The sequence below is a fragment of the Pseudomonas sp. UBA6310 genome (assembly GCF_002438225.1).
Classification (GTDB): domain Bacteria; phylum Pseudomonadota; class Gammaproteobacteria; order Pseudomonadales; family Pseudomonadaceae; genus Pseudomonas_O; species Pseudomonas_O kuykendallii.
On the sequence record NZ_DJTK01000003.1, the window covers coordinates 26,199 to 50,186 of the forward strand.

Annotated in this window: 23 protein-coding genes; 19 read left to right on the plus strand and 4 right to left on the minus strand. The window is 61.8% G+C overall.

Annotated features, from left to right (window positions below; all coding sequences use genetic code 11):
* Nucleotides 1–14: 14 nt before the first annotated feature.
* Nucleotides 15–1,067: a 23S rRNA (cytidine(2498)-2'-O)-methyltransferase RlmM gene (gene rlmM, locus B3E91_RS00660; protein WP_287027918.1), complete on the minus strand. Its 1,053-nt coding sequence runs from the start codon at nt 1,065–1,067 to the stop codon at nt 15–17.
* A gap of 256 nt (nt 1,068–1,323) precedes the next feature.
* Between rlmM and acnA the strand changes: the two genes are divergently transcribed.
* Nucleotides 1,324–3,999, plus strand: a complete 2,676-nt coding sequence (acnA, locus tag B3E91_RS00665) for an aconitate hydratase AcnA (RefSeq protein WP_287027919.1) — start codon at nt 1,324–1,326, stop codon at nt 3,997–3,999.
* 48 nt (nt 4,000–4,047) lie between these two features.
* Here acnA and B3E91_RS00670 read toward each other — a convergent pair whose 3' ends face one another.
* Nucleotides 4,048–4,749 carry an alpha/beta family hydrolase gene (locus B3E91_RS00670; RefSeq protein ID WP_287027920.1) on the minus strand — a complete coding sequence of 234 codons (702 nt, stop codon included), beginning with the start codon at nt 4,747–4,749 and terminating at the stop codon, nt 4,048–4,050.
* 53 nt (nt 4,750–4,802) lie between these two features.
* Between B3E91_RS00670 and ccoN (B3E91_RS00675) the strand changes: the two genes are divergently transcribed.
* The 16 genes from ccoN (B3E91_RS00675) to B3E91_RS00750 all read left to right on the plus strand — a co-directional run bounded on the left by ccoN (B3E91_RS00675) (nt 4,803) and on the right by B3E91_RS00750 (nt 20,087).
* Nucleotides 4,803–6,227, plus strand: coding sequence for a cytochrome-c oxidase, cbb3-type subunit I (gene ccoN, locus B3E91_RS00675; protein WP_090229298.1), 1,425 nt, complete (start codon nt 4,803–4,805; stop codon nt 6,225–6,227).
* 12 nt (nt 6,228–6,239) lie between these two features.
* The gene (gene ccoO, locus B3E91_RS00680) at nt 6,240–6,851 is read left to right on the plus strand and encodes a cytochrome-c oxidase, cbb3-type subunit II (protein WP_273229210.1); all 612 of its coding nucleotides are present in this window, start codon (nt 6,240–6,242) and stop codon (nt 6,849–6,851) included.
* Nucleotides 6,852–6,855: 4 nt separating this feature from the next.
* A complete protein-coding gene (locus B3E91_RS00685; protein WP_090229305.1) occupies nt 6,856–7,041 on the plus strand; it encodes a cbb3-type cytochrome oxidase subunit 3 in 186 nt (61 codons plus the stop codon).
* Entirely contained in the window at nt 7,038–7,976 is a 939-nt protein-coding gene (gene ccoP, locus B3E91_RS00690) for a cytochrome-c oxidase, cbb3-type subunit III (RefSeq protein ID WP_273229211.1), read from the plus strand. The genes B3E91_RS00685 and ccoP (B3E91_RS00690) overlap by 4 nt, the downstream gene beginning before the upstream one ends.
* 325 nt (nt 7,977–8,301) lie before the next feature.
* Nucleotides 8,302–9,729 carry a cytochrome-c oxidase, cbb3-type subunit I gene (ccoN, locus tag B3E91_RS00695; RefSeq protein ID WP_273229212.1) on the plus strand — a complete coding sequence of 476 codons (1,428 nt, stop codon included), beginning with the start codon at nt 8,302–8,304 and terminating at the stop codon, nt 9,727–9,729.
* Nucleotides 9,730–9,743: 14 nt separating this feature from the next.
* Nucleotides 9,744–10,355: a cytochrome-c oxidase, cbb3-type subunit II gene (gene ccoO, locus B3E91_RS00700; RefSeq protein ID WP_090229313.1), complete on the plus strand. Its 612-nt coding sequence runs from the start codon at nt 9,744–9,746 to the stop codon at nt 10,353–10,355.
* Between the two features lie 6 nt (nt 10,356–10,361).
* The gene (locus tag B3E91_RS00705; RefSeq protein WP_273229347.1) at nt 10,362–10,550 is read left to right on the plus strand and encodes a cbb3-type cytochrome oxidase subunit 3; all 189 of its coding nucleotides are present in this window, start codon (nt 10,362–10,364) and stop codon (nt 10,548–10,550) included.
* On the plus strand, nt 10,547–11,503 hold the full coding sequence (ccoP, locus tag B3E91_RS00710; RefSeq protein WP_273229213.1) for a cytochrome-c oxidase, cbb3-type subunit III: 957 nt from the start codon (nt 10,547–10,549) through the stop codon (nt 11,501–11,503). Before B3E91_RS00705 ends, ccoP (B3E91_RS00710) begins: the two co-directional genes overlap by 4 nt.
* Before the next feature lie 115 nt (nt 11,504–11,618).
* On the plus strand, nt 11,619–13,031 hold the full coding sequence (gene ccoG / locus B3E91_RS00715) for a cytochrome c oxidase accessory protein CcoG (RefSeq protein WP_287027921.1): 1,413 nt from the start codon (nt 11,619–11,621) through the stop codon (nt 13,029–13,031).
* Nucleotides 13,032–13,043: 12 nt separating this feature from the next.
* A complete protein-coding gene (locus B3E91_RS00720) occupies nt 13,044–13,541 on the plus strand; it encodes a FixH family protein (RefSeq protein WP_273229215.1) in 498 nt (165 codons plus the stop codon).
* 8 nt (nt 13,542–13,549) lie between these two features.
* Complete coding sequence (locus tag B3E91_RS00725) at nt 13,550–16,018, plus strand: heavy metal translocating P-type ATPase (protein ID WP_287027922.1); 2,469 nt, start codon at nt 13,550–13,552, stop codon at nt 16,016–16,018.
* Complete coding sequence (gene ccoS, locus B3E91_RS00730; protein WP_090229327.1) at nt 16,015–16,221, plus strand: cbb3-type cytochrome oxidase assembly protein CcoS; 207 nt, start codon at nt 16,015–16,017, stop codon at nt 16,219–16,221. The genes B3E91_RS00725 and ccoS overlap by 4 nt, the downstream gene beginning before the upstream one ends.
* On the plus strand, nt 16,214–16,921 hold the full coding sequence (locus B3E91_RS00735; RefSeq protein ID WP_090229330.1) for a sulfite exporter TauE/SafE family protein: 708 nt from the start codon (nt 16,214–16,216) through the stop codon (nt 16,919–16,921). The genes ccoS and B3E91_RS00735 overlap by 8 nt, the downstream gene beginning before the upstream one ends.
* A 227-nt stretch (nt 16,922–17,148) precedes the next feature.
* Entirely contained in the window at nt 17,149–18,531 is a 1,383-nt protein-coding gene (hemN, locus tag B3E91_RS00740; protein WP_090229332.1) for an oxygen-independent coproporphyrinogen III oxidase, read from the plus strand.
* A 164-nt stretch (nt 18,532–18,695) separates the two neighbouring features.
* Complete coding sequence (gene fnr, locus B3E91_RS00745) at nt 18,696–19,430, plus strand: fumarate/nitrate reduction transcriptional regulator Fnr (protein WP_273229220.1); 735 nt, start codon at nt 18,696–18,698, stop codon at nt 19,428–19,430.
* Nucleotides 19,431–19,538: 108 nt separating this feature from the next.
* Nucleotides 19,539–20,087 (plus strand): adenine phosphoribosyltransferase, encoded by a 549-nt coding sequence (locus B3E91_RS00750; protein ID WP_273229221.1) that lies wholly within the window; start codon nt 19,539–19,541, stop codon nt 20,085–20,087.
* An 8-nt stretch (nt 20,088–20,095) separates the two neighbouring features.
* Here the strand turns inward: B3E91_RS00750 and B3E91_RS00755 are convergent, their stop codons facing one another.
* Nucleotides 20,096–20,773: a TetR family transcriptional regulator gene (locus B3E91_RS00755; RefSeq protein WP_287027924.1), complete on the minus strand. Its 678-nt coding sequence runs from the start codon at nt 20,771–20,773 to the stop codon at nt 20,096–20,098.
* Between the two features lie 114 nt (nt 20,774–20,887).
* Here B3E91_RS00755 and B3E91_RS00760 point away from each other — a divergent pair, with 114 nt between their 5' ends.
* Both B3E91_RS00760 and B3E91_RS00765 read left to right on the plus strand, forming a co-directional pair.
* On the plus strand, nt 20,888–22,429 hold the full coding sequence (locus B3E91_RS00760; RefSeq protein ID WP_287027926.1) for a flavin-containing monooxygenase: 1,542 nt from the start codon (nt 20,888–20,890) through the stop codon (nt 22,427–22,429).
* Nucleotides 22,426–23,307 carry an SDR family NAD(P)-dependent oxidoreductase gene (locus B3E91_RS00765; RefSeq protein WP_287027927.1) on the plus strand — a complete coding sequence of 294 codons (882 nt, stop codon included), beginning with the start codon at nt 22,426–22,428 and terminating at the stop codon, nt 23,305–23,307. Before B3E91_RS00760 ends, B3E91_RS00765 begins: the two co-directional genes overlap by 4 nt.
* An 18-nt stretch (nt 23,308–23,325) precedes the next feature.
* On the opposite strand, the gene B3E91_RS00770 is transcribed toward B3E91_RS00765, so the two are convergent.
* Complete coding sequence (locus B3E91_RS00770; RefSeq protein WP_287027928.1) at nt 23,326–23,949, minus strand: hypothetical protein; 624 nt, start codon at nt 23,947–23,949, stop codon at nt 23,326–23,328.
* Nucleotides 23,950–23,988: the final 39 nt, after the last annotated feature.

The window sequence follows — 23,988 nt, forward strand, 5'->3', positions numbered from 1 at the left end:
CCGATGCGCCGCGCTCAGGACAGGCGGCGCAGATGGCAGGTCACTTCCTCGCGGTCGTGATAGAGCTGTTTGCAGGCGATCGAGACCTTGATCCGCCGCGCGGCGAAAGCCTCTTCCAGGCGTAGCAGCAGGCGCTTGACCTCGGCGTAGCGCTGCTTCATCGGCAGTTTGAGGTTGACCACCGCCTCGCGGCACAAGCCCTCGCCGATCCAGGTTTCCAGTAGCGCCGCATTGCGTGCCGGCTTCTCGACGATGTCACAGACCATCCAGTCGACCGGCCGCTTGGGTTTCCAGGTGAAGCCGTCGACCATCAGGTGCTGGACCAGCCCGGTATCCATCAAACTCTGCGCCATCGGACCGTTGTCGATGGCGGTCACCAGCATGCCGCGACGCACCAGTTGGTAGGTCCAGCCACCGGGCGCGGCACCGAGGTCGACGCCGGTCATGTCGTCCGCCAGCCGCTCATCCCACTGCTCGCGCGGAATGAAGGTGTGCCAGGCCTCCTCCAGCTTCAGCGTCGAGCGACTCGGCGCCTCGCGGGGGAACTTCAGCCGCGGGATGCCCATCGGCCAGAGCGCGCTGTTGCCCGCGTCGGCGATCCCGAGAAACACCTCCCGTCCGCTCCGGAACGTCAGCAGCAGGCGCGGCTTGCTCGCATCCTCGACCAGCCGACCGGCCTGCAGCAGCGCCTTGCGCAGCGGTGCCTCGAACTTCCTGCAGAAAGTCGACAGCTCCTTGCCTTCGTTGGTATCGAACACTTCCAGCCACAGGCTGCCGCACACCGGGTAGCCTTGCAGTTGCTCGAGCAGCACCTCGATACGCTTGGCCTCGGGCAGTTGCAGGTACTCACCGCGCGCCCACTGGCGAGGAAAGATCAGCTCGGAAAACGCCAGCTTGTGCATCAGCCTGGCGCTGCCGCCGGCCTCGCTGCAGACGAACTCGGCATAGGCGCTGTTCGGTTTCGCCTTCGAATAGCCCGCCACCTGCAGACGCGCCGCATGTTCGGCGATCTCGGCGCAGACTTCGTTCTCGAAACCGGGGCGGCAATGCAGCAACAGGGTATCCACGTGACGCTCTCCAGAGGTGGGCAACCGCGTGATGCGGCCCCCGGGCGGGGCGCGCATGATAGCCGACGCGGGAACCGGGGGCGTATCGGTCTGTCCAGTGAATGGCGGCGCGAGTAAAGCCGGCCTGCCTCCCACAGTCGGCCGCACGCGGCTTCGACAGGCCAGTATTCGCCGCACCCGCTACCGTACTCAAGGCGCCGGCTCGATCCGGCACCACCGCAACGCCCTCGACCATGGGCCGCAAGGAGATACGCAAATGCCCTCCCTGGATAGCCTCAACTGCCGCCGCAGCCTCGATGTGGGCGGCCGTACCTACCATTATTTCAGCCTCCCGGAGGCAGCCAAGCGTCTCGGCGACATCAGCCGCCTGCCGGCGTCGCTCAAGGTCCTGCTGGAAAACCTGCTGCGCTGGGAAGACAACCAGACCGTACGTGGCGAAGACCTCCACGCCCTGGTCGACTGGCTGAAGACACGCAGCTCCGACCGCGAAATCCAGTACCGCCCCGCGCGCGTGCTGATGCAGGATTTCACTGGCGTGCCGGGCGTGGTCGACCTTGCGGCGATGCGCGACGCGGTGTCCAAGGCCGGCGCCGACCCGCAGAAGATCAACCCGCTGTCGCCGGTCGATCTGGTGATCGACCACTCGGTGATGGTCGACCGTTTCGGCGACGACCAGGCCTTCGGCGATAACGTGAAGATCGAGATGCAGCGCAACGGCGAGCGCTATGCCTTCCTGCGCTGGGGACAGCAGGCCTTCGACAATTTCCGCGTGGTGCCGCCGGGTACCGGCATTTGCCACCAGGTCAATCTGGAATACCTGGCCCAGGTGGTCTGGACCCGCGAGGAGAACGGCGACACCTACGCGTACCCGGACACCCTCGTGGGCACCGACTCGCACACCACCATGGTCAATGGCCTGGGCGTGCTGGGCTGGGGCGTAGGCGGGATCGAGGCCGAAGCGGCCATGTTGGGACAGCCGGTGTCGATGCTGATCCCGGAAGTCGTCGGCTTCCGCCTGGTCGGCAAGATGCGCGAGGGCGTTACCGCCACCGACCTGGTGCTCACCGTCACGCAGATGCTGCGCAAGCAGGGCGTGGTCGGCAAGTTCGTCGAGTTCTATGGTCCCGGCCTGGACAGCCTGCCCCTCGCCGATCGCGCCACCATCGGCAACATGGCGCCCGAATACGGTGCCACCTGCGGCTTCTTCCCCGTGGACCAGGTCACCATCGACTACCTGCGCCTCTCGGGCCGCGACGAGCAACGCATCGCGCTGGTGGAGGCGTACAGCAAGGCACAGGGCCTGTGGCGCGATGCGAACAGCCCTGAGCCCGTCTTCACCGCCAGCCTGGAGCTCGAACTGGACAGCGTGCGGCCGTCCCTGGCCGGACCGAAACGTCCGCAGGATCGCGTCGACCTGCCGGACATCGGTGCCAGCTTCGATCTGCTGCTGGAAACCAGCGGCCGCCTGCAGCAAGCCGATACCGCCGTTCCCGTGCAGGGCGAGTCATTCAACCTCAAGCATGGCGCCGTGGTGATCGCGGCGATCACGTCCTGTACCAATACCTCCAACCCCAGCGTGCTGATGGCCGCCGGTCTGGTGGCGAAGAAGGCTGTCGAGCTTGGCCTGCGTTGCCAGCCGTGGGTGAAGACTTCCCTCGCCCCTGGCTCCAAGGTGGTGACCGATTACCTGGCGAAGGCCGGGCTCAACCGATACCTCGACGAACTCGGCTTCAACCTGGTCGGTTATGGCTGCACCACCTGCATCGGCAACTCGGGGCCGCTGCCCGAGGCGATTGGCGAAGCCATCGTCGACAACGACCTGATCGTCTCGTCGGTGCTTTCGGGCAACCGCAACTTCGAGGGTCGCGTTCACCCCATGGTGAAAGCGAACTGGCTGGCCTCGCCGCCGCTGGTGGTTGCGTTCGCACTGGCCGGCACCACGCGGATCGACATGGGCAAGGACCCGTTGGGCGTGAACGGCGAAGGCAAGCCGATCTACCTGAAGGATGTTTGGCCCAGCAATGCTGAAGTGGCGGCAGCCGTCAGCGCGGTGGATGGCGCCATGTTCCGCAAGCAATACGCCGACGTGTTCAGCGGCGACGCGAACTGGCAGGCGATCGAAACCAGCGCCGGCGACACCTACGAGTGGGACTCCAGCTCGAGCTACGTGCAGAACCCGCCGTTCTTCGAGGACATCGGCCAGCCGCCGAAAGCCCCCGAGGATATCGCCGGAGCGCGAATACTGGCGTTGTTCGGGGACTCGATCACCACCGACCACATCTCGCCCGCGGGGAACATCAAGGCCAGCTCGCCGGCCGGACTCTACCTGCAGAGCCTCGGCGTGGCGCCGGAGAACTTCAATTCGTACGGCGCCCGACGCGGCAACCACGAGGTGATGATGCGCGGCACCTTCGCCAATATCCGCATCCGCAACGAAATGCTCGGCGGCGAGGAAGGCGGCAACACGCTGTTCCAGCCCGAAGGCAGCAAGATGTCGATCTATGACGCAGCCATGCGCTACCAAGCCCAGGGCACGCCCCTGGTGGTCCTGGCGGGCAAGGAATACGGTACGGGCTCGAGCCGTGACTGGGCGGCGAAAGGCACCACCCTGTTGGGGATCAAGGCCGTGATCGCCGAAAGCTTCGAACGCATCCACCGCTCCAACCTCATCGGCATGGGCGTGCTCGCGTTGCAGTTCGTCAACGGCCAGACCCGCACGAGCCTGGGGCTGACCGGTTCGGAGGTGTTGTCCATCAACGGCCTGTCGGCCGACATCAAGCCGCATCAGATGCTGTCCGTGGGAGTTACCCGAAGCGATGGCACCTCGTTCGAGTTCGACGTGCTGTGCCGCATCGATACGCTCAACGAGGTGAAGTACTTCAAGGCCGGCGGAATCCTGCACTACGTTCTGCGCGAGCTGATCGCCAAGTAGGGCCCAACGCCCGCCGGCAGCATCGAGTGGCCGGCGGTTGGGCAGCCGTCAATCAGCGGTTGTCGCAGCGACGCGCTCCAGAAAAGCGGCAACTGCGACAGCCGTCCTCTCCAGATAGTCAGCGTGGATGAACCCCGACACCTTCGTTGGCTTGAGATCGTGATCGCCGGACTCCAGCCAGAGCACCTCGACACCCTGCGCCAACGCATAGCCTTCGACCTCCGCCACCGCGCCCATGCGATCGCGCGTCCCCTGCACGATCAGAGCCGGCGTTTGAAGCTCCTCCAGATGCGCAACACGCGGTTTTTCCGGTTTGCCTGGCGCATGGAATGGATAGCCCAGACAAATCAGCGCGTCCGCGCCCAGCTCGTCCGCCAGCATGCTCGCCATGCGTCCCCCCATCGACTTGCCACCTATTGCCAACACACCTGTGACCTGGCGTCGCACACTGGCATAGACCTGGCGCCACGAATCTAGCAACTGTGCTTGTGGATTGGGGGGACGCCTGATCCCGTCCTGGCGGCGTGCAGCCATGTACGGAAACTCGAACCGCACAACCGCCACACCCCGCACCGCTAAGTGCTGCGCCATCGACTCCATGAACGGGCTGTCCATCGCCGCCCCCGCCCCATGGGCGAGCAGCAACGTCGCATGCGACGAGGCGCCCGGTAGCGTCCAAATCCAAGGCTCAGAAGCACCGTCCTGAAGACGTTGATCCGTATCAATACCCCTCCCGCCCCCTTTCACCATCCTTGCCCCGCTTTACTAGAAATCTGCCCAAAACCGTGGATGGAAGCCCATACATGAACACAGCAACCAGTACCGCCTACAACTACAAGGTGGTCCGCCAATTCGCCATTATGACGGTCGTTTGGGGAATCGTCGGGATGGGGCTCGGCGTATTCATCGCCGCCCAATTGGCCTGGCCGGAACTTAACCTTAATCTTCCCTGGACCAGCTTCGGTCGTTTGCGACCACTGCATACCAATGCGGTGATCTTCGCTTTCGGCGGTTGCGCATTGTTTTCCACCACCTACTACGCAGTGCAACGCACCTGCCAGACGCGCCTCTTCGCACCGAAGCTGGCGGCTTTCACATTCTGGGGCTGGCAATTGGTGATCGTGCTCGCAGCGGTAACTCTGCCGCTGGGTTACACGACCTCAAAAGAATACGCCGAGCTGGAATGGCCCATCGACCTGTTGATTACGGTGGTGTGGGTAAGCTACGCAATCGTCTTCTTTGGCACCCTGATCACCCGAAAAACCACCCACATCTACGTGGGTAACTGGTTCTTTGGGGCGTTCATCCTGACCGTCGCCCTGCTGCATGTGGTGAACAACCTGGAAATCCCGGTTACCTTCACCAAGTCCTACTCGCTTTACTCGGGTGCGACCGATGCAATGATCCAGTGGTGGTATGGCCACAACGCAGTAGGCTTCTTCCTCACTGCGGGCTTCCTCGGAATGATGTACTACTTCGTACCGAAGCAAGCCGGTCGCCCGGTCTACTCCTACCGCCTCTCGATCGTGCACTTCTGGGCACTGATCGCCGTTTACATCTGGGCAGGTCCTCACCACCTGCACTACACCGCGCTTCCGGACTGGGCCCAAAGCCTGGGCATGGTTATGTCGCTGATTCTTCTGGCTCCGAGCTGGGGCGGCATGATCAACGGGATGATGACGCTCTCTGGTGCCTGGCACAAACTGCGTACCGACCCGATCCTGCGCTTCCTGGTCGTATCGCTTGCCTTCTACGGCATGTCGACCTTCGAAGGCCCGATGATGGCAATCAAGACCGTCAACGCGCTCTCTCACTACACCGACTGGACGATCGGTCACGTACACGCTGGCGCTCTTGGCTGGGTAGCGATGGTCTCCATTGGTTCGCTCTACCACATGATTCCGAAGATCTTTGGCCGCGAGCAGATGCACAGCGTCGGCTTGATCAACGGTCACTTCTGGCTCGCAACCATCGGCACCGTACTCTACATCGCCTCCATGTGGGTAAATGGTATCGCCCAGGGCCTGATGTGGCGCGCAGTAAACGAAGACGGAACTCTGACCTACTCCTTTGCTGAAACGCTGGTAGCGAGCCACCCAGGCTTCGTAGTCCGCGTTATCGGTGGCGCGATCTTCTTCAGCGGCATGCTGCTGATGGCCTACAACACCTGGCGCACCGTGCGTGACGCCGAGCCGGCGCAGATCGAAGCTTCGGCGAAGATGGCCTAAGGAGAGCTCGCGATGAAAAAGCATGAAATTCTTGAGAAAAACGTCGGCTTGCTCGCCCTGTTCATGGTTCTGGCAGTAAGCATCGGCGGCCTGGTTCAGATCGTGCCGCTGTTCTTTCAGCAGGAAACTACGCAGCCGGTCGAGGGCCTCAAGCCATATACCGCACTGCAGCTGGAAGGCCGCGACATCTACATTCGTGAAGGCTGCGTAGGCTGCCATTCGCAGATGGTCCGTCCGTTCCGCGCCGAAACTGAGCGCTACGGCCACTACTCGGTCGCCGGTGAAAGCGTATGGGATCACCCCTTCCTCTGGGGCTCCAAGCGTACCGGCCCGGACCTGGCTCGTGTCGGCGCTCGCTACTCTGACGATTGGCACCGTGCGCACCTGTACAACCCGCGCAACGTCGTCCCCGAATCGAAGATGCCTGCATATCCCTGGCTGGTCGAAAACCGTCTCGACGGCAAAGATACCGCAGCGAAACTAAAGGCCATGAAAACCCTGGGTGTTCCTTACACCGATGACGACATCGGCGCCGCTGCCGATTCCGTCAAAGGAAAAACCGAGATGGACGCGTTGGTCGCCTATCTGCAGGTTCTGGGAACCTCACTGAAGAATAAACGGTAACGCTATGGATATCGGGACTCTACGCGGGCTGGGCACGGTGTTGGTGTTTGTAGCTATCGTCGGCGTCGTGCTTTGGGCCTACAGCAGTCGGCGTAAGCAAAGCTTCGATGAAGCCGCCAATTTGCCTTTCGCTGATGAGCCCAAAACCAAAGCGTACGACCAGCAAGATTCTAGGAGTAACAACGAATGACTTCTTTCTGGAGTTGGTACATAACCCTCCTGACCATCGGCACGTTAGTGGCGCTGCTCTGGTTGGTTTTCGCCACTCGCAAGGGCGAACAAAAAGGCAGTACCGATCAGACGCTGGGGCACTCCTTCGATGGCATCGAGGAGTATGACAATCCGCTGCCGAAATGGTGGTTCCTGCTTTTCGTTGGGACCATCGTCTTTGCAATTGTTTACTTGGCACTTTATCCGGGCCTTGGCAACTGGAAAGGTGTACTCCCGGGTTATGAAGGCGGCTGGACTCAAGACAAGCAATGGCAGCGTGAAGTTGACAGAGCGAATGCCGAGTACGGCCCAATCTTTGCCAAGTACGCATCGATGAGCATCGCCGATGTTGCTAAGGATGAGCATGCTCTGAAAATGGGTGGACGTCTCTTTGCAACCTACTGTTCGGTTTGCCACGGATCGGATGCCAAAGGCGCGGTTGGCTTTCCCAATCTCACCGATAGCAACTGGCGCTGGGGCGGAGATCCCGACACCATCAAGACCAGCATCCTGCAAGGTCGCATCGCCGCCATGCCAGCATGGGGCGAGATCCTCGGCGAAGATGGCGTGAAGAACGTGGCGGCCTACGTTCGGCAAGAGCTTGCCGGACAAAAGCTGCCGGAAGGCGTCCAGGTTGACATAGCGGCAGGCCAGCAGGTTTTCAATGGGAACTGTGCAGCTTGCCACGGGGCAATGGGCCAGGGGACACCTATGATGGGCGCACCTGACCTGACACACCCTGCTGGTTGGATCTATGGCTCCAGCCTCGCTCAAATACAGCAGACAGTGCGCTACGGCCGTAACGGCCAAATGCCGGCCCAATCAGATCACCTTGGTAACGATAAGGTTCATCTGCTTGCCGCTTACGTGTACAGCCTTTCGCAACAGCAGCCTGAACACGTAGCAGGTAAATAAGCCCGGGCTGATGGCGGCGCGGAAGCGCCGCCATTTTTCTTTCACAAAACCAATATGCGACCAAGCGTCGCACTACCCATCTACTCTCGCCCCTCCTCCCCCAAAGCCATCCGCTAAGCTAAGGCTCTTGCGGCGCCGGCTGCGCCCGGAACTCATGGGCTATACCCACGAGCCTACCCTTACTAAAGAGCAGATAGTCGGCTAACACAACGCCTAGCGATAGATCAGGTTGCCGGCAACATCATTGCATTGGCTAGGGGCTTTCTACATACTGCCGCCGCTTTTTTGCCCCTTTGATTCCTCCATTAACCGTGGAACCCTTAGCATGAGCACAGCAATCCATCAAACTGCTTATAACTACAAGGTGGTCCGCCAGTTCGCCATTATGACGGTGATCTGGGGGGTCGTTGGAATGGGACTTGGTGTCTTGATTGCTGCGCAGCTAGTGTGGCCGGAGCTTAATTTCGACACGCCATGGGCCAGTTTTGGCCGCCTGCGACCGCTTCATACGAACGCGGTAATTTTCGCTTTCGGAGGATGTGCGCTCTTTGCTACGTCATATTATGTCGTGCAGCGGACATCGCAAACGCGCCTTATCTCTGACGGCCTGGCTGCGTTCACATTTTGGGGATGGCAGGCGGTAATAGTACTAGCAGTGATAACCCTGCCGCTGGGTTACACTTCTTCGAAGGAGTACGCCGAGCTTGAATGGCCCATCGACATACTGATCACCATTGTATGGGTCAGTTACGCGATTACTTTTTTCGGCACGATAGTCAAACGTAAGACCAAACATATTTATGTTGGAAACTGGTTTTACGGCGGATTCATTTTAACGGTCGCGCTGCTCCACGTCGTGAACAACATGGAACTGCCTGTAGGTGCCTTCAAGTCTTACTCCCTTTACTCGGGTGCCACCGATGCAATGATCCAATGGTGGTATGGCCATAACGCGGTCGGTTTCTTTCTGACTGCGGGCTTTTTGGGAATGATGTATTACTTTGTTCCCAAACAAGCCGAGCGCCCTATCTATTCCTATCGTCTCTCAATCGTGCACTTCTGGGCATTGATCTCTGTCTATATTTGGGCAGGTCCTCACCACTTGCACTACACCGCGCTGCCGGACTGGGCACAGAGCCTGGGCATGGCGATGTCGATCATTCTCCTGGCGCCGAGCTGGGGCGGCATGATCAACGGAATGATGACGCTGTCTGGTGCCTGGCACAAACTGCGTACCGACCCGATCCTGCGCTTCCTGGTCGTATCGCTTGCCTTCTACGGCATGTCGACCTTCGAAGGCCCGATGATGGCGATCAAGACCGTCAACGCGCTCTCCCACTACACCGATTGGACAATTGGCCACGTGCACGCCGGCGCGCTCGGCTGGGTGGCGATGATCTCAATAGGCTCGCTGTACCACCTGATCCCTAAGGTCTTTGCTCGTCAGCAAATGCACAGCGTGGGATTGATCAATGCGCACTTCTGGCTCGCTACGATCGGCACAGTACTCTATATCGCATCGATGTGGGTTAACGGCATCACCCAAGGCTTGATGTGGCGTGCAATCAACGAAGACGGCACTCTCACCTACTCCTTCGTCGAGGCACTGGAAGCCAGCCATCCAGGTTATCTGGTTCGCATGATTGGTGGCGCGTTCTTCCTCAGCGGCATGTTGCTGATGGCATACAACACATGGCGCACTGTGCGCTCAGCCAAGCCGGCCGAATATGAAGCTGCCGCTCAGATCGCCTAAGGAGCCGACGTAAAATGAAGCAACACGAAATAGTCGAGAAGAACGTCGGTTTGCTGGCGCTGTTCATGGTCTTGGCGGTGAGTATCGGCGGTCTCGTTCAGATCGTTCCGCTGTTTTTCCAGGCCGAGACCAACACGCCCGTCGAGGGCATGCAGCCACGTACCGCCCTCCAGCTTGAAGGCCGCGATATCTACATCCGCGAAGGCTGCGTGGGCTGCCACTCGCAGATGGTTCGCCCATTCCGCGCCGAAACGGAGCGCTACGGCCACTATTCGGTAGCAGGCGAAAGCGTATGGGATCACCCCTTCCTCTGGGGCTCCAAGCGCACCGGCCCGGATCTCGCGCGGGTAGGCGGACGATACTCGGACGACTGGCAACGTGCGCACCTCTACAACCCCCGCAACGTCGTTCCCGAGTCGAAGATGCCGGCTTATCCGTGGCTGGTCGAAAATCGCCTGGATGGAAAGGACACTGCCCGCAAGCTGGAGGCCATGCGCACCCTGGGCGTACCCTACACCGACGAAGATATCGCTGGAGCCAGGGATGCCGTTAAAGGCAAGACCGAAATGGACGCGCTTGTCGCGTTCCTGCAGTCCTTGGGCACCTCAATCAAGAACAAACGGTAACGCATGATGGACATAGGGACTATTCGTGGGCTGGGCACTCTGCTGGTGTTCGTCGCCTTTGTCGGTCTGGTGATCTGGGCCTACAGCAGCAAACGCAAAAGAAGCTTCGACGAAGCTGCCAACCTGCCTTTCGCCGATGAACAGATCCCGTCCGCAGAGCGCGACGAGCAAGCTTCTAGGAGTAAAAGCGAATGACCACTTTCTGGAGTTGGTACATCACTCTGCTGACCAGTGGGACGATACTGGCCCTGCTGTGGCTGATCTTCGCGACGCGCAAGGGCCAACGCCCCGAGGCGACAGAAGACACCGTGGGCCACGCGTTCGATGGAATCGAGGAATATGACAACCCGCTGCCCAAATGGTGGTTCATGTTGTTCCTCGGCACGATCATTTTCGCCATCGGCTACCTGGTGCTTTATCCCGGGATGGGCAACTGGAAAGGCCTTCTGCCGGGTTATAGCGAGGTAAAGGAAGGCAAGCCGTTTGAAAATGGCCAAGCCGGTTGGACGGGCGTGCATCAGTGGGAAAAGGAGATGGACCGCGCCGATCAACAGTACGGCCCGTTGTATGCGAAGTACGCGGCGATGCCGGTAGAGGAAGTCGCCAAGGACCCTCAGGCATTGAAAATGGGCGGGCGCCTGTTTGCCTCCAACTGCTCGGTCTGCCATGGTTCTGATGCGAAGGGAGCTTATGGCTTCCCGAATCTGACCGATAACGACTGGCTATATGGCGGCGAAGCGGCCACGATCAAGACCACCATTCTCAAGGGTCGCCAGGGCGCCATGCCGGCGTGGCTGGCAGTCATCGGTGAGGACGGAATCAAGAACGTGGCGGGTTACGTGCGTAGTCTTTCCGGGCTAAAAAATCCGGACGGAATCGACCTTGCCGCAGGTCAAGAGATATTCAAAGCCAACTGTGTAGCCTGTCATGGACCTGAAGGGAAAGGCACCCAAGCCTTGGGCGCCCCGAATCTCAGTGACAAGATTTGGCTGTACGGCTCAAGCTTCAATCAGGTTCAACAGACTCTGCGCTATGGCCGTAACGGCCGCATGCCCGCTCAGGAAGAGCACCTCGGCAACGACAAAGTGCACCTTCTGGCCGCCTACGTTTACAGCCTTTCGCAACAACCTGCTGGCGCGGAGAAGTAACGCTCAGGCGCGATCCTGCCGAACATCGACAGGGCCACGCATGACATACGCGGCAGGAAAACTGACCCAGACCGGCATGTACCGGTCTGGGCATCCTTAAAGCCGTGGTATGAGTATGACTGAGCAGATCCCCGTTCGAGATGTCACCCCACCGGTCAAAGCCGTCGACAACGTCGACCTTTACGCCAAGCGTGAAAAAATCTACACCCGAGCCTTCACCGGGTTGTTTCGCAACCTTCGCCGTGTAGGCGGCGCACTGCTCTTCCTTCTCTACTTCGGTACTGCGTGGATCAACTGGGGCGGCCATCAGGCGGTCTGGTGGAACCTGCCGGAGCGCAAGTTCTACATCTTCGGCGCCACTTTCTGGCCACAGGACTTCGTTCTACTCTCCTGGCTGCTGATCATCTGCGCCTTCGGCCTGTTCTTTATCACGGTGTTCGCCGGGCGCGTATGGTGCGGGTACACCTGCCCACAGAGCGTTTGGACCTGGATATTCATGTGGGCGGAAAAGGTCAGTGAAGGCGATCGCAACCAGCGCATGAAACTGGATAAGGCGCCGATGAGTGCCAACAAGTTCTTCCGCAAGCTGGCCAAGCACAGCATTTGGATTGGCGTCTCGCTAATCACCGCCATCACCTTCGTCGGTTACTTCACACCAATACGCGACCTCGTACCTGACCTGCTCGCATTCAACATCGATGGCTGGGCGCTGTTCTGGGTTGGCTTCTTTACCCTGGCGACTTATGGGAATGCCGGCTATCTGCGTGAGCAGGTCTGCGTCTACATGTGCCCCTATGCGCGCTTCCAGAGCGTGATGTTCGACAAGGACACCCTGATCGTGTCCTACGACCCACGCCGCGGCGAAACACGTGGGCCGCGCAAGAAAAGCGTCGACTACAAGGCCCAGGGCCTGGGCGATTGCATCGACTGCACCATGTGCGTCCAGGTGTGCCCCACCGGCATCGACATCCGCGACGGTTTGCAGATCGAATGCATCGGCTGCGCCGCCTGCATCGATGCCTGCGACACCATCATGGACAAGATGAACTACCCGCGCGGGCTGATCAGCTATACCACCGAGCACAACCTTTCCGGACAGAAGACCAACCTGCTGCGCCCTCGCCTTATCGGCTATGCGGTCGCGCTGGTGGCGATGATCGTTTTGTTCGCCTATGCGATCTCGGCGCGCCCGCTGGTTCAGATCGATGTGCTCAAGGATCGTGTGCTGTACCGCGAGAACGAGGAAGGCAGGATCGAGAACGTCTACACGCTGAAACTGATGAACAAGGCCCAGCATGACGTGACCCTGGTGATCGAAGCGGACGGTATCGAAGGCCTGCAGTATCAGGGCAAGGCGGAGGTCCGGGTCGCGGCAGGCGAGGTCCTCTCGATCCCCGTCGAGCTTTCCGTCGACCCAGAGAAACTGCCATCGAGCACCAACAAGGTCATGTTCCGCATCAGATCCGCCGATGACTCCACCCTCGAAAACGAAGCCGACAGCCGATTCATCGGCCCAAGCGTTCGCTAACCAAGGATTCTTATGCAAGCCGAAGTAGTAAGCAGTTGGTACAAGCAACCTTGGGCGTGGTTCGTCATCGCGTTGCTGGCATTTTCCGTGGTTCTTGGGCTGTCCCTGCTGACGATCGCAATCCGCAACTCCGACAGTCTCGTGGTGGACAACTATTACGACGCCGGCAAAGGCATCAATACATCGCTGGACCGTGAGGTGCTCGCGCGCCAGTTGAAGATGAGTGCAGAGCTGGTGATGGACGAAAACACCGGCGTTGCTGAAATCCATCTTAAGGGCGTCAGCCAGCCGCAGCAGATCGTGCTCAACCTGATCTCGCCCACTCAGCCGGAAAAAGATCGGCGAATAGTGCTGCAACCGCAGGGCGACGGCATCTATCAGGGGCAAACCCAGGAGCCGATCGAAGGCCGTCGCTTCGTTGAGCTGCTTGGCACGGAGGGCGGCAAGGACTGGCGCCTGTTCGAAGAAGAGGAAGTCGCTCCCGGTCGGCAAATCCTGCTCGGCGACTGAGCCGCCGCATGAGCAGTACGCCCGTATCCTGCTATCACTGCGGCCTGCCGGTCACCACCGGCGACCGCTTCCAGGCCCGCGTGCTGGGCGAGACGCGGGCCTTGTGCTGTCCAGGTTGCCAGGCGGTCGCCGAAGCGATCATCGCTGGCGGACTGGAGAGCTACTACAAGCACCGAAGCGAAACCTCGGCGAACCCGGAAGCCCTGCCCCGCGCCCTCACCGATGAACTCGCGCTGTACGACCGCAGCGACATACAGCAGCCGTTCGTGCGCCACGAGAATGATCTCGCCAGCACCAGCCTGATGATCGAAGGGATAAGTTGCGCGGCCTGCGGCTGGCTGATCGAAAAGCATCTGCGCGGTGTCGATGGCATCGCCGAGGTGCATCTCAATCTGTCCAACCAGCGGCTACAAGTGAGCTGGGACGATGCCCGAATTCCACTGAGCCAGTTGCTTCACGAGTTGCGTCGGATTGGCTATGCCGGCTACCCGTATCAGGCCGACGCAGCCGCCGAGCGGCTCAATCAGGAAAACCGCCGTGCGCTGCGGCAGCTGGGACTGGCCGGGCTGCTGTGGATGCAGGTGATGATGGCGGCCATGGCTACATGGCCCGAGTTCAACCTCGATCTATCGCCGGAGCTGGACACGATCCTGCGCTGGGTCAGCCTGTTCCTCACCACACCGATCGTCTTCTACTGCTGCGGCTCGTTTTTCCGCGGCGCACTACGCGACCTGCGCACCCGTCACCTGACGATGGACGTCTCGGTGTCGCTGGCGATCGGTGGCGCCTACCTCGCCGGCATCTGGTCGACGGTGACAGGCGTCGGTGAGCTGTACTTCGATGCCGTCGGCATGTTCGCCCTGTTCCTTCTCTCCGGCCGCTATCTCGAACGCCGCGCCCGCGAACGCACCGCCGCCGCCACCGCGCAACTGGTCAACTTGCTGCCGGCCTCCTGCCTGCGACTGGATTCGGCGGGCCAGAGCGAGCGCATTCTGCTCAGTGAGTTGATGATCGGCGATCGGGTGCTGGTGCCGCCCGGCTCGCTGCTGCCTGCCGACGGGCGCATTCTCGAGGGTCAGTCGAGCATCGACGAATCGCTGCTGACAGGCGAGTACCTTCCCCTTGCACGCACCCAGGGTGACAGCGTTACCGCAGGCACGCTCAACGTCGAAGGCCCCCTGAAGGTCGAGGTTCAGGCCTTGGGCGACGATACCCGTCTTTCGGCGATCGTCCGCCTGCTGGAGCGTGCCCAAGCGGATAAACCACGGCTCGCGGAACTGGCCGATCGTGTGGCTCAGTGGTTCCTTCTGATAGTGCTGGCCATCACGGCCGCAGTCGGCCTCTACTGGTGGCAGATCGATCACCAACGTGCCTTCTGGATCGTCCTCGCACTGCTGGTCGCCACCTGCCCCTGTGCTCTGTCGCTGGCAACGCCTACTGCGCTGACCACGGCCACCGGAAGCCTGCACAAGCTTGGCCTGCTGCTTACCCGTGGGCACTTCCTCGAAGGCCTGAACCGCATCGATACGGTCATCTTCGACAAGACGGGAACGCTCACCGAAGGTCGGCTGACCCTCGGCGGGATTCACCCGCTGCGTGATCTCGATGCCGACACCTGCCTGGCCCTCGCCGCCGCGCTGGAGAACCGCTCCGAACACCCGATCGCCAAGGCGTTCGGCCGCGCCCCCCAGGTCGCCGAACGGGTCGAAAACACCCCTGGGCTTGGGCTCGAAGGCTGGGTCGAGGGCCGCCAGCTACGCATCGGTCAGCCCGCCTTCGTAGCCTCGCTCGCGGCCGGGCCGGCCCCCGAGATACCGGGTGATCAGGGCCAATGGTTGTTGTTGGGTGACAACCTGGGGCCGCTCGCCTGGCTGGTGTTGAACGACCGTCTGCGCGCGGATGCTCCCGCGCTCGTCGACGCCTGCCGCGCGCGCAACTGGAAGGTACTGCTGCTCTCCGGCGACAGTTCGCCGATGGTGGGCGAGATCGCCGCACACCTCGGCATAGACGATGCCCGCGGAGGACTTACCCCCGAAGCCAAGTTGACCGTTCTTCGCGAGCTGCGCGACAGCGGAAGGCATGTACTGATGCTTGGTGACGGGATCAACGACGTACCGGTGCTCGCCGCCGCGGACATCAGCGTTGCCATGGGCTCGGCGACTGATCTGGCAAAAACCAGCGCCGACGCCGTGCTTCTCTCCAATCGCCTCGACAGCCTGGTTCAGGCGTTCCGTATCGCCCGGCGCACTCGACGCATCATCATCGAAAACCTCGGTTGGGCGTGCTTGTATAATGGCTGCGTCCTGCCCTTCGCGGCGGTTGGCTGGGTGACTCCGCTGTGGGCGGCATTGGGTATGTCGCTGAGTTCGCTGCTGGTAGTACTGAATGCGTTGCGTCTGTCCCTGGAGAGCGACGACATCCGGCCCGCGCCCCCCCTGTCTGCCCGGCCTGAGACCGTCCAAATGGAGCATCCATGACCGCGCTGTACGTAATGATTCCGATCGCCGTTATTGTCGTCGGCCTCGCCATCTGGCTGTTCTTCTGGGCCGTCGATTCTGGCCAGTACGACGATATGGAAAGCCCGGCCCACAGCATTCTTTTCGATGACGAAGACCCACGCCACCAGGCGGGCATCGACGAAGCCGAAGGACGTCCTGCCAAGGAACGCCCGCTTGACTGAGTTGCTGCCATTACTGGTCTCCGCGTTCATCCTCGGCCTGCTAGGCGGCGGTCACTGCCTGGGCATGTGTGGCGGCCTCATGGGGGCGCTGACCATGGCCACCCCACCCGAGCAGCGCGGACGCCGGCTACAGCTGCTGATTGGCTACAACCTGGGACGGATACTCAGCTACGCCAGCGCCGGACTGCTGATCGGCAGCGCCGGCTGGGCAGTCGCAAACAGCCCGGTGGCCTTGGGCATGCGCATCGCGGCGGGCCTGTTGCTGATCGTCATGGGGCTGTATCTGGCCGGCTGGTGGAGCGGCCTCGTCCGCATCGAGGGGCTTGGCCGGCGGCTCTGGCGCTACCTCCAGCCGCTGAGCAAACGCCTTTTGCCCGTCAACAGCCTGCCACGCGCGCTACTGTTCGGCGCGTTGTGGGGCTGGCTGCCCTGCGGGCTCGTCTATAGCACACTGCTGTGGTCGGCCAGCCAGGGCAACGCGCTGCATAGCGCGCTGTTGATGCTGGTGTTCGGACTTGGCACCTGGCCCGTGCTGCTCGCCACCGGCCTCGCAGCCGAGCGCCTGACCGCCCTGCTGCGAAAGCGCGGCGTGCGCATCGCCGGAGGGCTCTTGGTCATCCTCTTCGGCATCTGGACCCTGCCCGGCCCACACCAGGCCCTGCTGATGGGGCACGCTGGGCACACTTCAAGCCAGCATTGACGCAGCTTTGGGCACCATGTGTCAGCCGTGGCAGCGCCACCACCGCGCGCGCTGAATGCGAGGCAGCTCGTCTCTGTATCGATAGCGAATCCAGACCGAAAGACCTCGCCAACCGACCGCTCGGGACGTACGAAAAGCCCTCTGCCAGAGCTGGTTGATGCAGGTCAAGGAGGCCCATGGCCGCGCCTCCTAGACTTGCCCGACCTGAATGCTACGGTACCGCCGCAATGCACGACTCCATCTGCTGGGACACCAATCTGATCCGCCGCTACGACATGGCCGGACCACGCTACACCTCCTACCCAACGGCAGTGCAGTTCAACAACGGCGTCGGTTCGTTCGATCTGCTTCATGCGCTTCGCGACAGCCGCAAAGCCATGCGCCCGCTTTCGCTTTACATCCACGTGCCGTTCTGCGCCAACATTTGCTACTACTGCGCCTGCAACAAGGTGGTCACGAAGGACCGCGGTCGCGCACTACCCTATCTCGAGCGGCTGGAAAAAGAGATCGAACTGATCGCCTGTCACCTCGACCCGCACCAGACCGTGGAGCAGCTGCATTTCGGCGGCGGCACGCCGACGTTCCTTAGCCACGACGAACTGCGTCGGCTCATGGGCCATCTGCGCAAACACTTCAATCTGCTGGATGACGACTCAGGCGACTACGGCATCGAGATCGACCCGCGCGAAGCCGACTGGTCGACCATGGGTCTGCTCCGCGAACTCGGTTTCAACCGCGTGAGCCTGGGTGTTCAGGATCTCGATCCCGACGTACAGCGCGCCGTGAACCGTCTGCAGAGCCTCGAAGAAACGCGCGCCATCGTCGATGCCGCACATACCCTGCAGTTCCGCTCGGTAAACATCGACTTGATTTACGGCCTGCCCAAGCAGGACCCGGAACGCTTCGCCCGGACAGTCGAAGAAGTCATCGCCCTGCAGCCGGATCGCCTGTCGGTGTTCAACTATGCGCACCTGCCGGAACGCTTCATGCCGCAGCGGCGGATCAACGCTGCCGAGCTGCCGAGCCCGGCGAAAAAACTGGAAATGCTGCAGACCAGCATCGACCAGTTGACCGCGGCAGGTTATCGCTACATCGGCATGGACCACTTCGCCCTGCCGGACGACGAGCTGGCCATCGCCCAGGAAGATGGCACCCTGCAGCGCAACTTCCAGGGCTACACCACCCATGGCCACTGCGATCTGATCGGCCTTGGCGTCTCGGCCATCAGTCAGATCGGCGATCTTTACAGCCAAAACAGCAGCGATCTGAACAACTACCAGCAGAGCTTGGACAGCAATCAACTGGCGACACTGCGCGGCCTGCAGTGCAACGAGGACGACCGGGTCCGCCGGGCGGTCATCCAGCAACTTATCTGCGAGTTCCAACTGGATTTCGCCGATATCGAACGAGCCTACTCGATCGATTTCCGCAACTACTTTTCCGAAGTCTGGCCGCAGCTGCAGCAGATGGCGCGCGACGGGCTGATCGACCTGACGGAGGAACGCATCGAGGTCCGTCCCTCGGGCCGCCTGCTGGTACGTTCCGTCTGTATGCTGTTCGATCATTACCTCGCACAGCAGAACACCCAGCGCTACTCGCGGGTCATCTGAAGGCGCATGCCTCTGCGGCATCGCAGAGGCTCGCTCGGCACACTACACCTCCCAGCGCCCCTTTGCCCCGACGCCCTTGTAGGGGGGCGGACATCTGTCGACTGGCCCTTGTTCCCCGGCTGGAGTAACCTTGCCGCTGAATTCGTCAGACCAGGTACCCCCTCATGTCCGAGTCGATCAAGGTTCGTGGACAACATCAGGCTCACTGCAAGGATTGCAGCCTGGCTCCGCTGTGCTTGCCGCTATCGCTGAATATGGAAGACATGGACGCGCTCGACGAAATCGTCAAGCGTGGTCGTCCGCTCAAAAAGGGTGAATTCCTGTTCCGCCAGGGAGATGTCTTCGGTTCCGTGTTCGCGGTGCGCTCCGGGGCGTTGAAAACCTTCAGCGTGACCGACGACGGCGAAGAACAGATTACCGGCTTCCACCTGCCCAGCGAGCTGGTCGGCCTCTCCGGCATGGATACGGAACTCTATCCGGTCTCCGCGCAGGCGCTGGAAACCACCTCGGTCTGCGAGATCCCCTTCGAGCGCCTTGACGAGCTGGCGGTACAGCTGCCGCAGTTGCGTCGCCAGTTGATGCGCGTGATGAGCCGCGAGATACGCGACGACCAGCAGATGATGCTGTTGCTGTCGAAGAAGACGGCCGACGAGCGCATCGCCACCTTCCTGGTCAACCTGTCCGCGCGCTTCCGCGCCCGCGGCTTTTCCGCCAGCCAGTTCCGTCTGTCGATGTCGCGCAACGAGATCGGCAACTACCTTGGCCTCGCGGTCGAAACCGTCTCCCGCGTGTTCACCCGCTTCCAGCAGAACGGTCTGCTGGCGGCTGAGGGCAAGGAAGTTCACATCCTCGACCCGATCGAGCTGTGTGCCCTAGCCGGCGGCAATCTGGAGGGCTGATTCTCCCCCTCAGATCCGATTCAAACGACGCGCCTGCGGCTCCTTGCCCAGGCGCGTTTATCTTGGCGCGCCATGGCGCCAGTTCCCACTCAAGCCACAGGTTCCTCGATGATCTTCGACGAATTCGCCATCAAATCCGTTATCCGTCCGGTCGTGGACTTCCCCAAGCCGGGCGTGGTGTTTCGTGATATCACGCCGCTGTTCCAGTCGCCGCGCGCATTGCGGATGGTTGTGGACAGCTTCATCCAGCGCTATGTGGAAGCGGAATTCAGCCACGTCGGCGCCCTCGATGCCCGCGGCTTCCTGCTCGGCCCCATCATCGCCTACGAGCTGAACAAGCCGCTGATCCTGTTCCGCAAGAAGGGCAAGTTACCGGCCGATCTGCTGGTGGAAACCTATTCCACCGAGTACGGTGATTCGGTCATCGAAGTGCAGCGCGACAGCCTGTGCGAGGGCGACTCCGTGTTGCTGATGGATGACTTGATCGCCACCGGCGGGACGCTGATCGCCGCCGCCAACCTGGTCAAGCGCATGGGCGCCAGCGTCTACGAAGCCGCCGCGATCATCGACCTTCCGGAACTGGGCGGCTCGACCAAGCTGAGCGACACCGGTATTTCTACCTTCACCCTCACCGCATTCGCCCTCGACGAACGCTGAGTCGCGGTTCAGGCGCGCCGCTCCAGGCCATCGAGCAGGCTCGCGCCGATGAACAGATCGATGATCATCTCTTCCGCCTCGGTACTCAGCGAGGCGCGCCGATCAACCTGTTCCAGATAGTCCAGCGACGACTGGAACAGGTGGCGGCTGACCAGCGAAGACAGCCGCAGCAGCGTTTCCCCCTCGAGCCCACCGAGAAGTCCGAGCTCCAGCATATCCTCGGCCATGTCACGGGCGAACGCCTCCATCACCTCGCGCAACGCGGCGCGCAAGACCGGGGAAGCACCGTGCAACTCGCGGACACCCACGATGAAACCGCTGGGATTCTGCTCGACGAAACGGAAGTACAGGCGAACCGTTTCGCGGCATACCAGGCGACTGCGCCCCAGGTCGACTCCCAGCACCATCGGCCCTATCGGTCCGTTCGCTTGCGCGCGCTGCGCCGCCTCCCGACGCAATTCGCGCAGCGGCTGGCGCAACTGCTCGGAGAGGTCCTGGATCAGTGCCAGCCCCAGCGCATCGAGACTGTCGAAATGCCGATAGAAGGTGTTTGGATTGAGCCCCGCCTCGCGCGCGAGCTCGCGCAAACCCAGGCTGCTCAGGCTGCGCGACCCCGCCACCAGGCGTAGCGCCGCCTGCATCAACTGTTGCTTCCCCGCTGCCCTTTCCTGCTGAAGCCGAACCATCGTTTGCCTCGCGCCGCACACCCAACGGAGGTTAGGTTGCGCGATATGTATACAGTTGTCTACCTTTCGTGGGAGTCGCTTTCAATCGCGGCGAACTACAAGAGGATTCCCGCCATGACGCTCCCCTCGGCTACAACTCCCGTCGCCCGCTGCAAGATCGCCATCATCGGCACTGGGTTTTCCGGCCTTGGCATGGCGATGCGCCTGAAACAGCGCGGCGAAGAGGACTTTCTGCTATTCGAGAAGGACCAGGGCGTCGGCGGGACTTGGCGAGTCAACAACTACCCCGGTTGCGCCTGCGACGTGCAATCCCACCTCTACTCGTTTTCCTTCGAGCCGAACCCTAACTGGACGCGGATGTTCGCCCGCCAGCCGGAAATCAGAAGCTACCTGGAAGCCTGCTGGATGAAGTACGGCCTGCAGGAGAAAACCCGGCTGGGCTGTGAAATCACCCGCCTGAGCTGGGACGAGCCCGAACAGCGCTGGCGGATCGAAGATCGCCATGGCCGGCACTACAGCGCGCAATTCGTCGTTTCCGGCATGGGCGGCTTGTCCACGCCCGCTATTCCGGCGTTGAACGGGCTGGAGAACTTCGCCGGCGCCCGGTTTCACTCGCAGCAGTGGGACCACGACTACGACCTCGCCGGCAAGCGCGTGGCGGTGATCGGCACTGGCGCCTCGGCGATCCAGTTCGTGCCGCAAATCCAGCCACGGGTCGCGCACCTGGACCTCTACCAACGCACGCCGCCGTGGATCATGCCCAAGCCGGATCGAGCGATCAGTGCGCGCGAGCAGTGGCGTTTCAGACGCTTTCCCCTGCTGCAGAAGGCCTGGCGCGGGGCGCTCTACGGCATGCTGGAAAGCCGCGTGATCGGCTTCTCCCTCAGTCCTCGACTGATGAAGTTCGCCGCGGAGATCGCCAAGCGACACCTTCACAAGCACGTCCGGGACCCGGCGCTGCGGGCCACGCTCACGCCGGACTACGTGATGGGCTGCAAGCGCGTGCTCATTTCCAACGACTACTACCCCGCGCTGACCCGGCCCAACGTCGCCGTGATCACCAGCGGGATCCGCGAGATTCGCGCCAACAGCATCGTCGACCTGGACGGAACGGAGCGGCCCGTAGACGCGATCATCTTCGGCACCGGTTTCACGCCCAGCGATCCGCTGCCGCGCGGGGTGATTTTCGGTCGCGACGGCGTCGACCTGCTCGACACCTGGCCGCTCGGCCCGGAGGCCTACAAGGGCACGCTCACCGCGGGCTTTCCCAACCTGTTCTTCCTGATGGGCCCCAACACCGGGCTCGGGCACAACTCGATGGTCTACATGATCGAATCGCAGATCGGCTACGTGCTCGGCGCGCTGGAACAACTGCAGCGCGACGGGCTGTCGAGCCTGGAGGTCAGGGCCGAGGCACAGCGCCGATTCAACGGAACGCTGCAGAACGACCTCGGCAATACGGTATGGAATGCCGGCGGTTGCAAGAGCTGGTATCTGCACCCCCTCAGCGGTCGCAATTGCACAGTGTGGCCCGGATTCACCTGGCGTTTCCGCCAATTGACCAGGCACTTCGACGCCGACGCCTACCACTTCGCGAAACCGCAGCCAGCCCTCGCGCCTCGGCCTGCCGTTCAACCACAGGAGCTCGAAGCATGAAGACGTTCGCCAACAAGGTCGCCGCCATCACCGGCGCCGGCTCCGGCATCGGCCGGGCATTGGCCCTGGACCTCGCGCGTCGCGGTTGCCACCTGGCACTCAGCGACGTGAACGAGGACTCGTTGCGACACACCGCGGAACAGGCCCGCAGGCTTGGCGTGCAGGTGAGCGAATCCCGCGTGGACGTCAGCGATGCCGTCGCCATGCAGCGCTGGGCGGGCCAGGTAGCGGCCGAACACGGCAGGATCAACCTCATCTTCAACAACGCCGGGGTCGCCCACGGCGGCACGGTCGAAGGCAGCGAACTGTCCGATTACGAATGGATCATGGGCATCAACTTCTGGGGAGTGGTGCACGGCAGCAAGGCGTTCCTGCCTCACCTGCGCGCCTCCGGGGACGGACATGTCATCAACGTCTCCAGCGTCTTCGGCCTCTTCGCCCAGCCAGGCATGAGCGCCTACAACGCCAGCAAGTACGCGGTGCGCGGCTTCACCGAATCCCTGCGCCAGGAGCTGGACCTCGCGGCCTGCGGGGTATCCGCCAGTTGCGTGCACCCCGGCGGGATACGCACCAACATCGCGAAAACCGCGCGGATGAATGACAGCCTGGCGGCGATCACCGGCCAGGACAGCGAGAAGGCGCGCCAGCAATTCCACGACCAGTTGCTGCGAACCACACCCGAGCGGGCGGCCGCGGTGATCCTCGACGGCGTGCTGCGCGATCGCCGGCGTATTCTCATCGGTTCGGATGCCCGTGCCGCGGATTGGATGCAGCGGCTGCTGCCGGCGCTCTATCAGCGTCTGGTCACGGCGGCGACGCGCTTCGGCGCACGCAGGCCGAGCAGGACGGGCGACAAGATCGGCAGCGTCACCGACTGATCCGACCTTGCCGGTCGCTCAAAGCGGTTCGGCGATCCAGAACAGCGGACGTTCCAGCAACGGCGCGCTGGTCTTGTGCTCACTCTCGAAGACCTGTCGCACGCCCGCGCATTCGTGGACGAAGGCATAGGCGGCCAGACGATGGCTGCCATCCACCAGATAGGCGTTGCGCTGATCGCCGACCACGACCGGCGGCTCGGAGAAGTCTCCCGTCGAAAGCAGGCAGCGGACCTCGCGCCAGAAACGTTGGCGGCTGTCCTCGCCAATGAAGCGACTGAGGAAGGTCTCCTCGTTTCCGGCGTGGGTCCGCACCAGATCGAGCAGGCCGTTGACGGTTTCCTCGGAGAACACGAAAGCCGATGGTCGCAGCGCCTCGCTCCGCCATTGGATACGGGTCCACTGCGCCACTGGCGCATTGAACACCCCTTCCAGCCGGGCAACCACCGTGGCCATTTCACTGCCCGGTAACGGAGGCCAGCTGTTATCGCCGGCGGCAAAGGGAATACAGGCGGAAATCACCGGCGCGGGGAAATTAGGCAACTCGGCCTGAACCATCGCCGCAAGTCTGTCGCGGATCATCGTCGAGTCGTTCGGCACGAAGGCCGTCCGATCCTGGGAGTACGGGCTGGCGCTGAACATCATGGCTATCCGGATCGCTGGAATTGCATGACATCAGCAAGC

Excerpts from the sequence above, each read along its gene's own strand:
- acnA (WP_287027919.1), top strand. The coding sequence starts at position 1,324 with ATGCCCTCCCTGGATAGCCTCAACTGCCGCCGCAGCCTCGATGTGGGC.
- B3E91_RS00760 (WP_287027926.1), top strand. The coding sequence starts at position 20,888 with ATGACGCTCCCCTCGGCTACAACTCCCGTCGCCCGCTGCAAGATCGCC.
- hemN (WP_090229332.1), top strand. The coding sequence starts at position 17,149 with ATGCACGACTCCATCTGCTGGGACACCAATCTGATCCGCCGCTACGAC.
- B3E91_RS00725 (WP_287027922.1), top strand. The coding sequence starts at position 13,550 with ATGAGCAGTACGCCCGTATCCTGCTATCACTGCGGCCTGCCGGTCACC.
- fnr (WP_273229220.1), top strand. The coding sequence starts at position 18,696 with ATGTCCGAGTCGATCAAGGTTCGTGGACAACATCAGGCTCACTGCAAG.
- B3E91_RS00720 (WP_273229215.1), top strand. The coding sequence starts at position 13,044 with ATGCAAGCCGAAGTAGTAAGCAGTTGGTACAAGCAACCTTGGGCGTGG.
- ccoO (WP_273229210.1), top strand. The coding sequence starts at position 6,240 with ATGAAAAAGCATGAAATTCTTGAGAAAAACGTCGGCTTGCTCGCCCTG.
- ccoP (WP_273229213.1), top strand. The coding sequence starts at position 10,547 with ATGACCACTTTCTGGAGTTGGTACATCACTCTGCTGACCAGTGGGACG.
- ccoN (WP_273229212.1), top strand. The coding sequence starts at position 8,302 with ATGAGCACAGCAATCCATCAAACTGCTTATAACTACAAGGTGGTCCGC.
- ccoO (WP_090229313.1), top strand. The coding sequence starts at position 9,744 with ATGAAGCAACACGAAATAGTCGAGAAGAACGTCGGTTTGCTGGCGCTG.
- B3E91_RS00750 (WP_273229221.1), top strand. The coding sequence starts at position 19,539 with ATGATCTTCGACGAATTCGCCATCAAATCCGTTATCCGTCCGGTCGTG.
- ccoP (WP_273229211.1), top strand. The coding sequence starts at position 7,038 with ATGACTTCTTTCTGGAGTTGGTACATAACCCTCCTGACCATCGGCACG.
- B3E91_RS00755 (WP_287027924.1), bottom strand. The coding sequence starts at position 20,773 with ATGGTTCGGCTTCAGCAGGAAAGGGCAGCGGGGAAGCAACAGTTGATG.
- ccoG (WP_287027921.1), top strand. The coding sequence starts at position 11,619 with ATGACTGAGCAGATCCCCGTTCGAGATGTCACCCCACCGGTCAAAGCC.
- ccoN (WP_090229298.1), top strand. The coding sequence starts at position 4,803 with ATGAACACAGCAACCAGTACCGCCTACAACTACAAGGTGGTCCGCCAA.
- B3E91_RS00770 (WP_287027928.1), bottom strand. The coding sequence starts at position 23,949 with ATGATGTTCAGCGCCAGCCCGTACTCCCAGGATCGGACGGCCTTCGTG.
- B3E91_RS00670 (WP_287027920.1), bottom strand. The coding sequence starts at position 4,749 with ATGGTGAAAGGGGGCGGGAGGGGTATTGATACGGATCAACGTCTTCAG.
- B3E91_RS00765 (WP_287027927.1), top strand. The coding sequence starts at position 22,426 with ATGAAGACGTTCGCCAACAAGGTCGCCGCCATCACCGGCGCCGGCTCC.
- B3E91_RS00685 (WP_090229305.1), top strand. The coding sequence starts at position 6,856 with ATGGATATCGGGACTCTACGCGGGCTGGGCACGGTGTTGGTGTTTGTA.
- B3E91_RS00705 (WP_273229347.1), top strand. The coding sequence starts at position 10,362 with ATGGACATAGGGACTATTCGTGGGCTGGGCACTCTGCTGGTGTTCGTC.
- ccoS (WP_090229327.1), top strand. The coding sequence starts at position 16,015 with ATGACCGCGCTGTACGTAATGATTCCGATCGCCGTTATTGTCGTCGGC.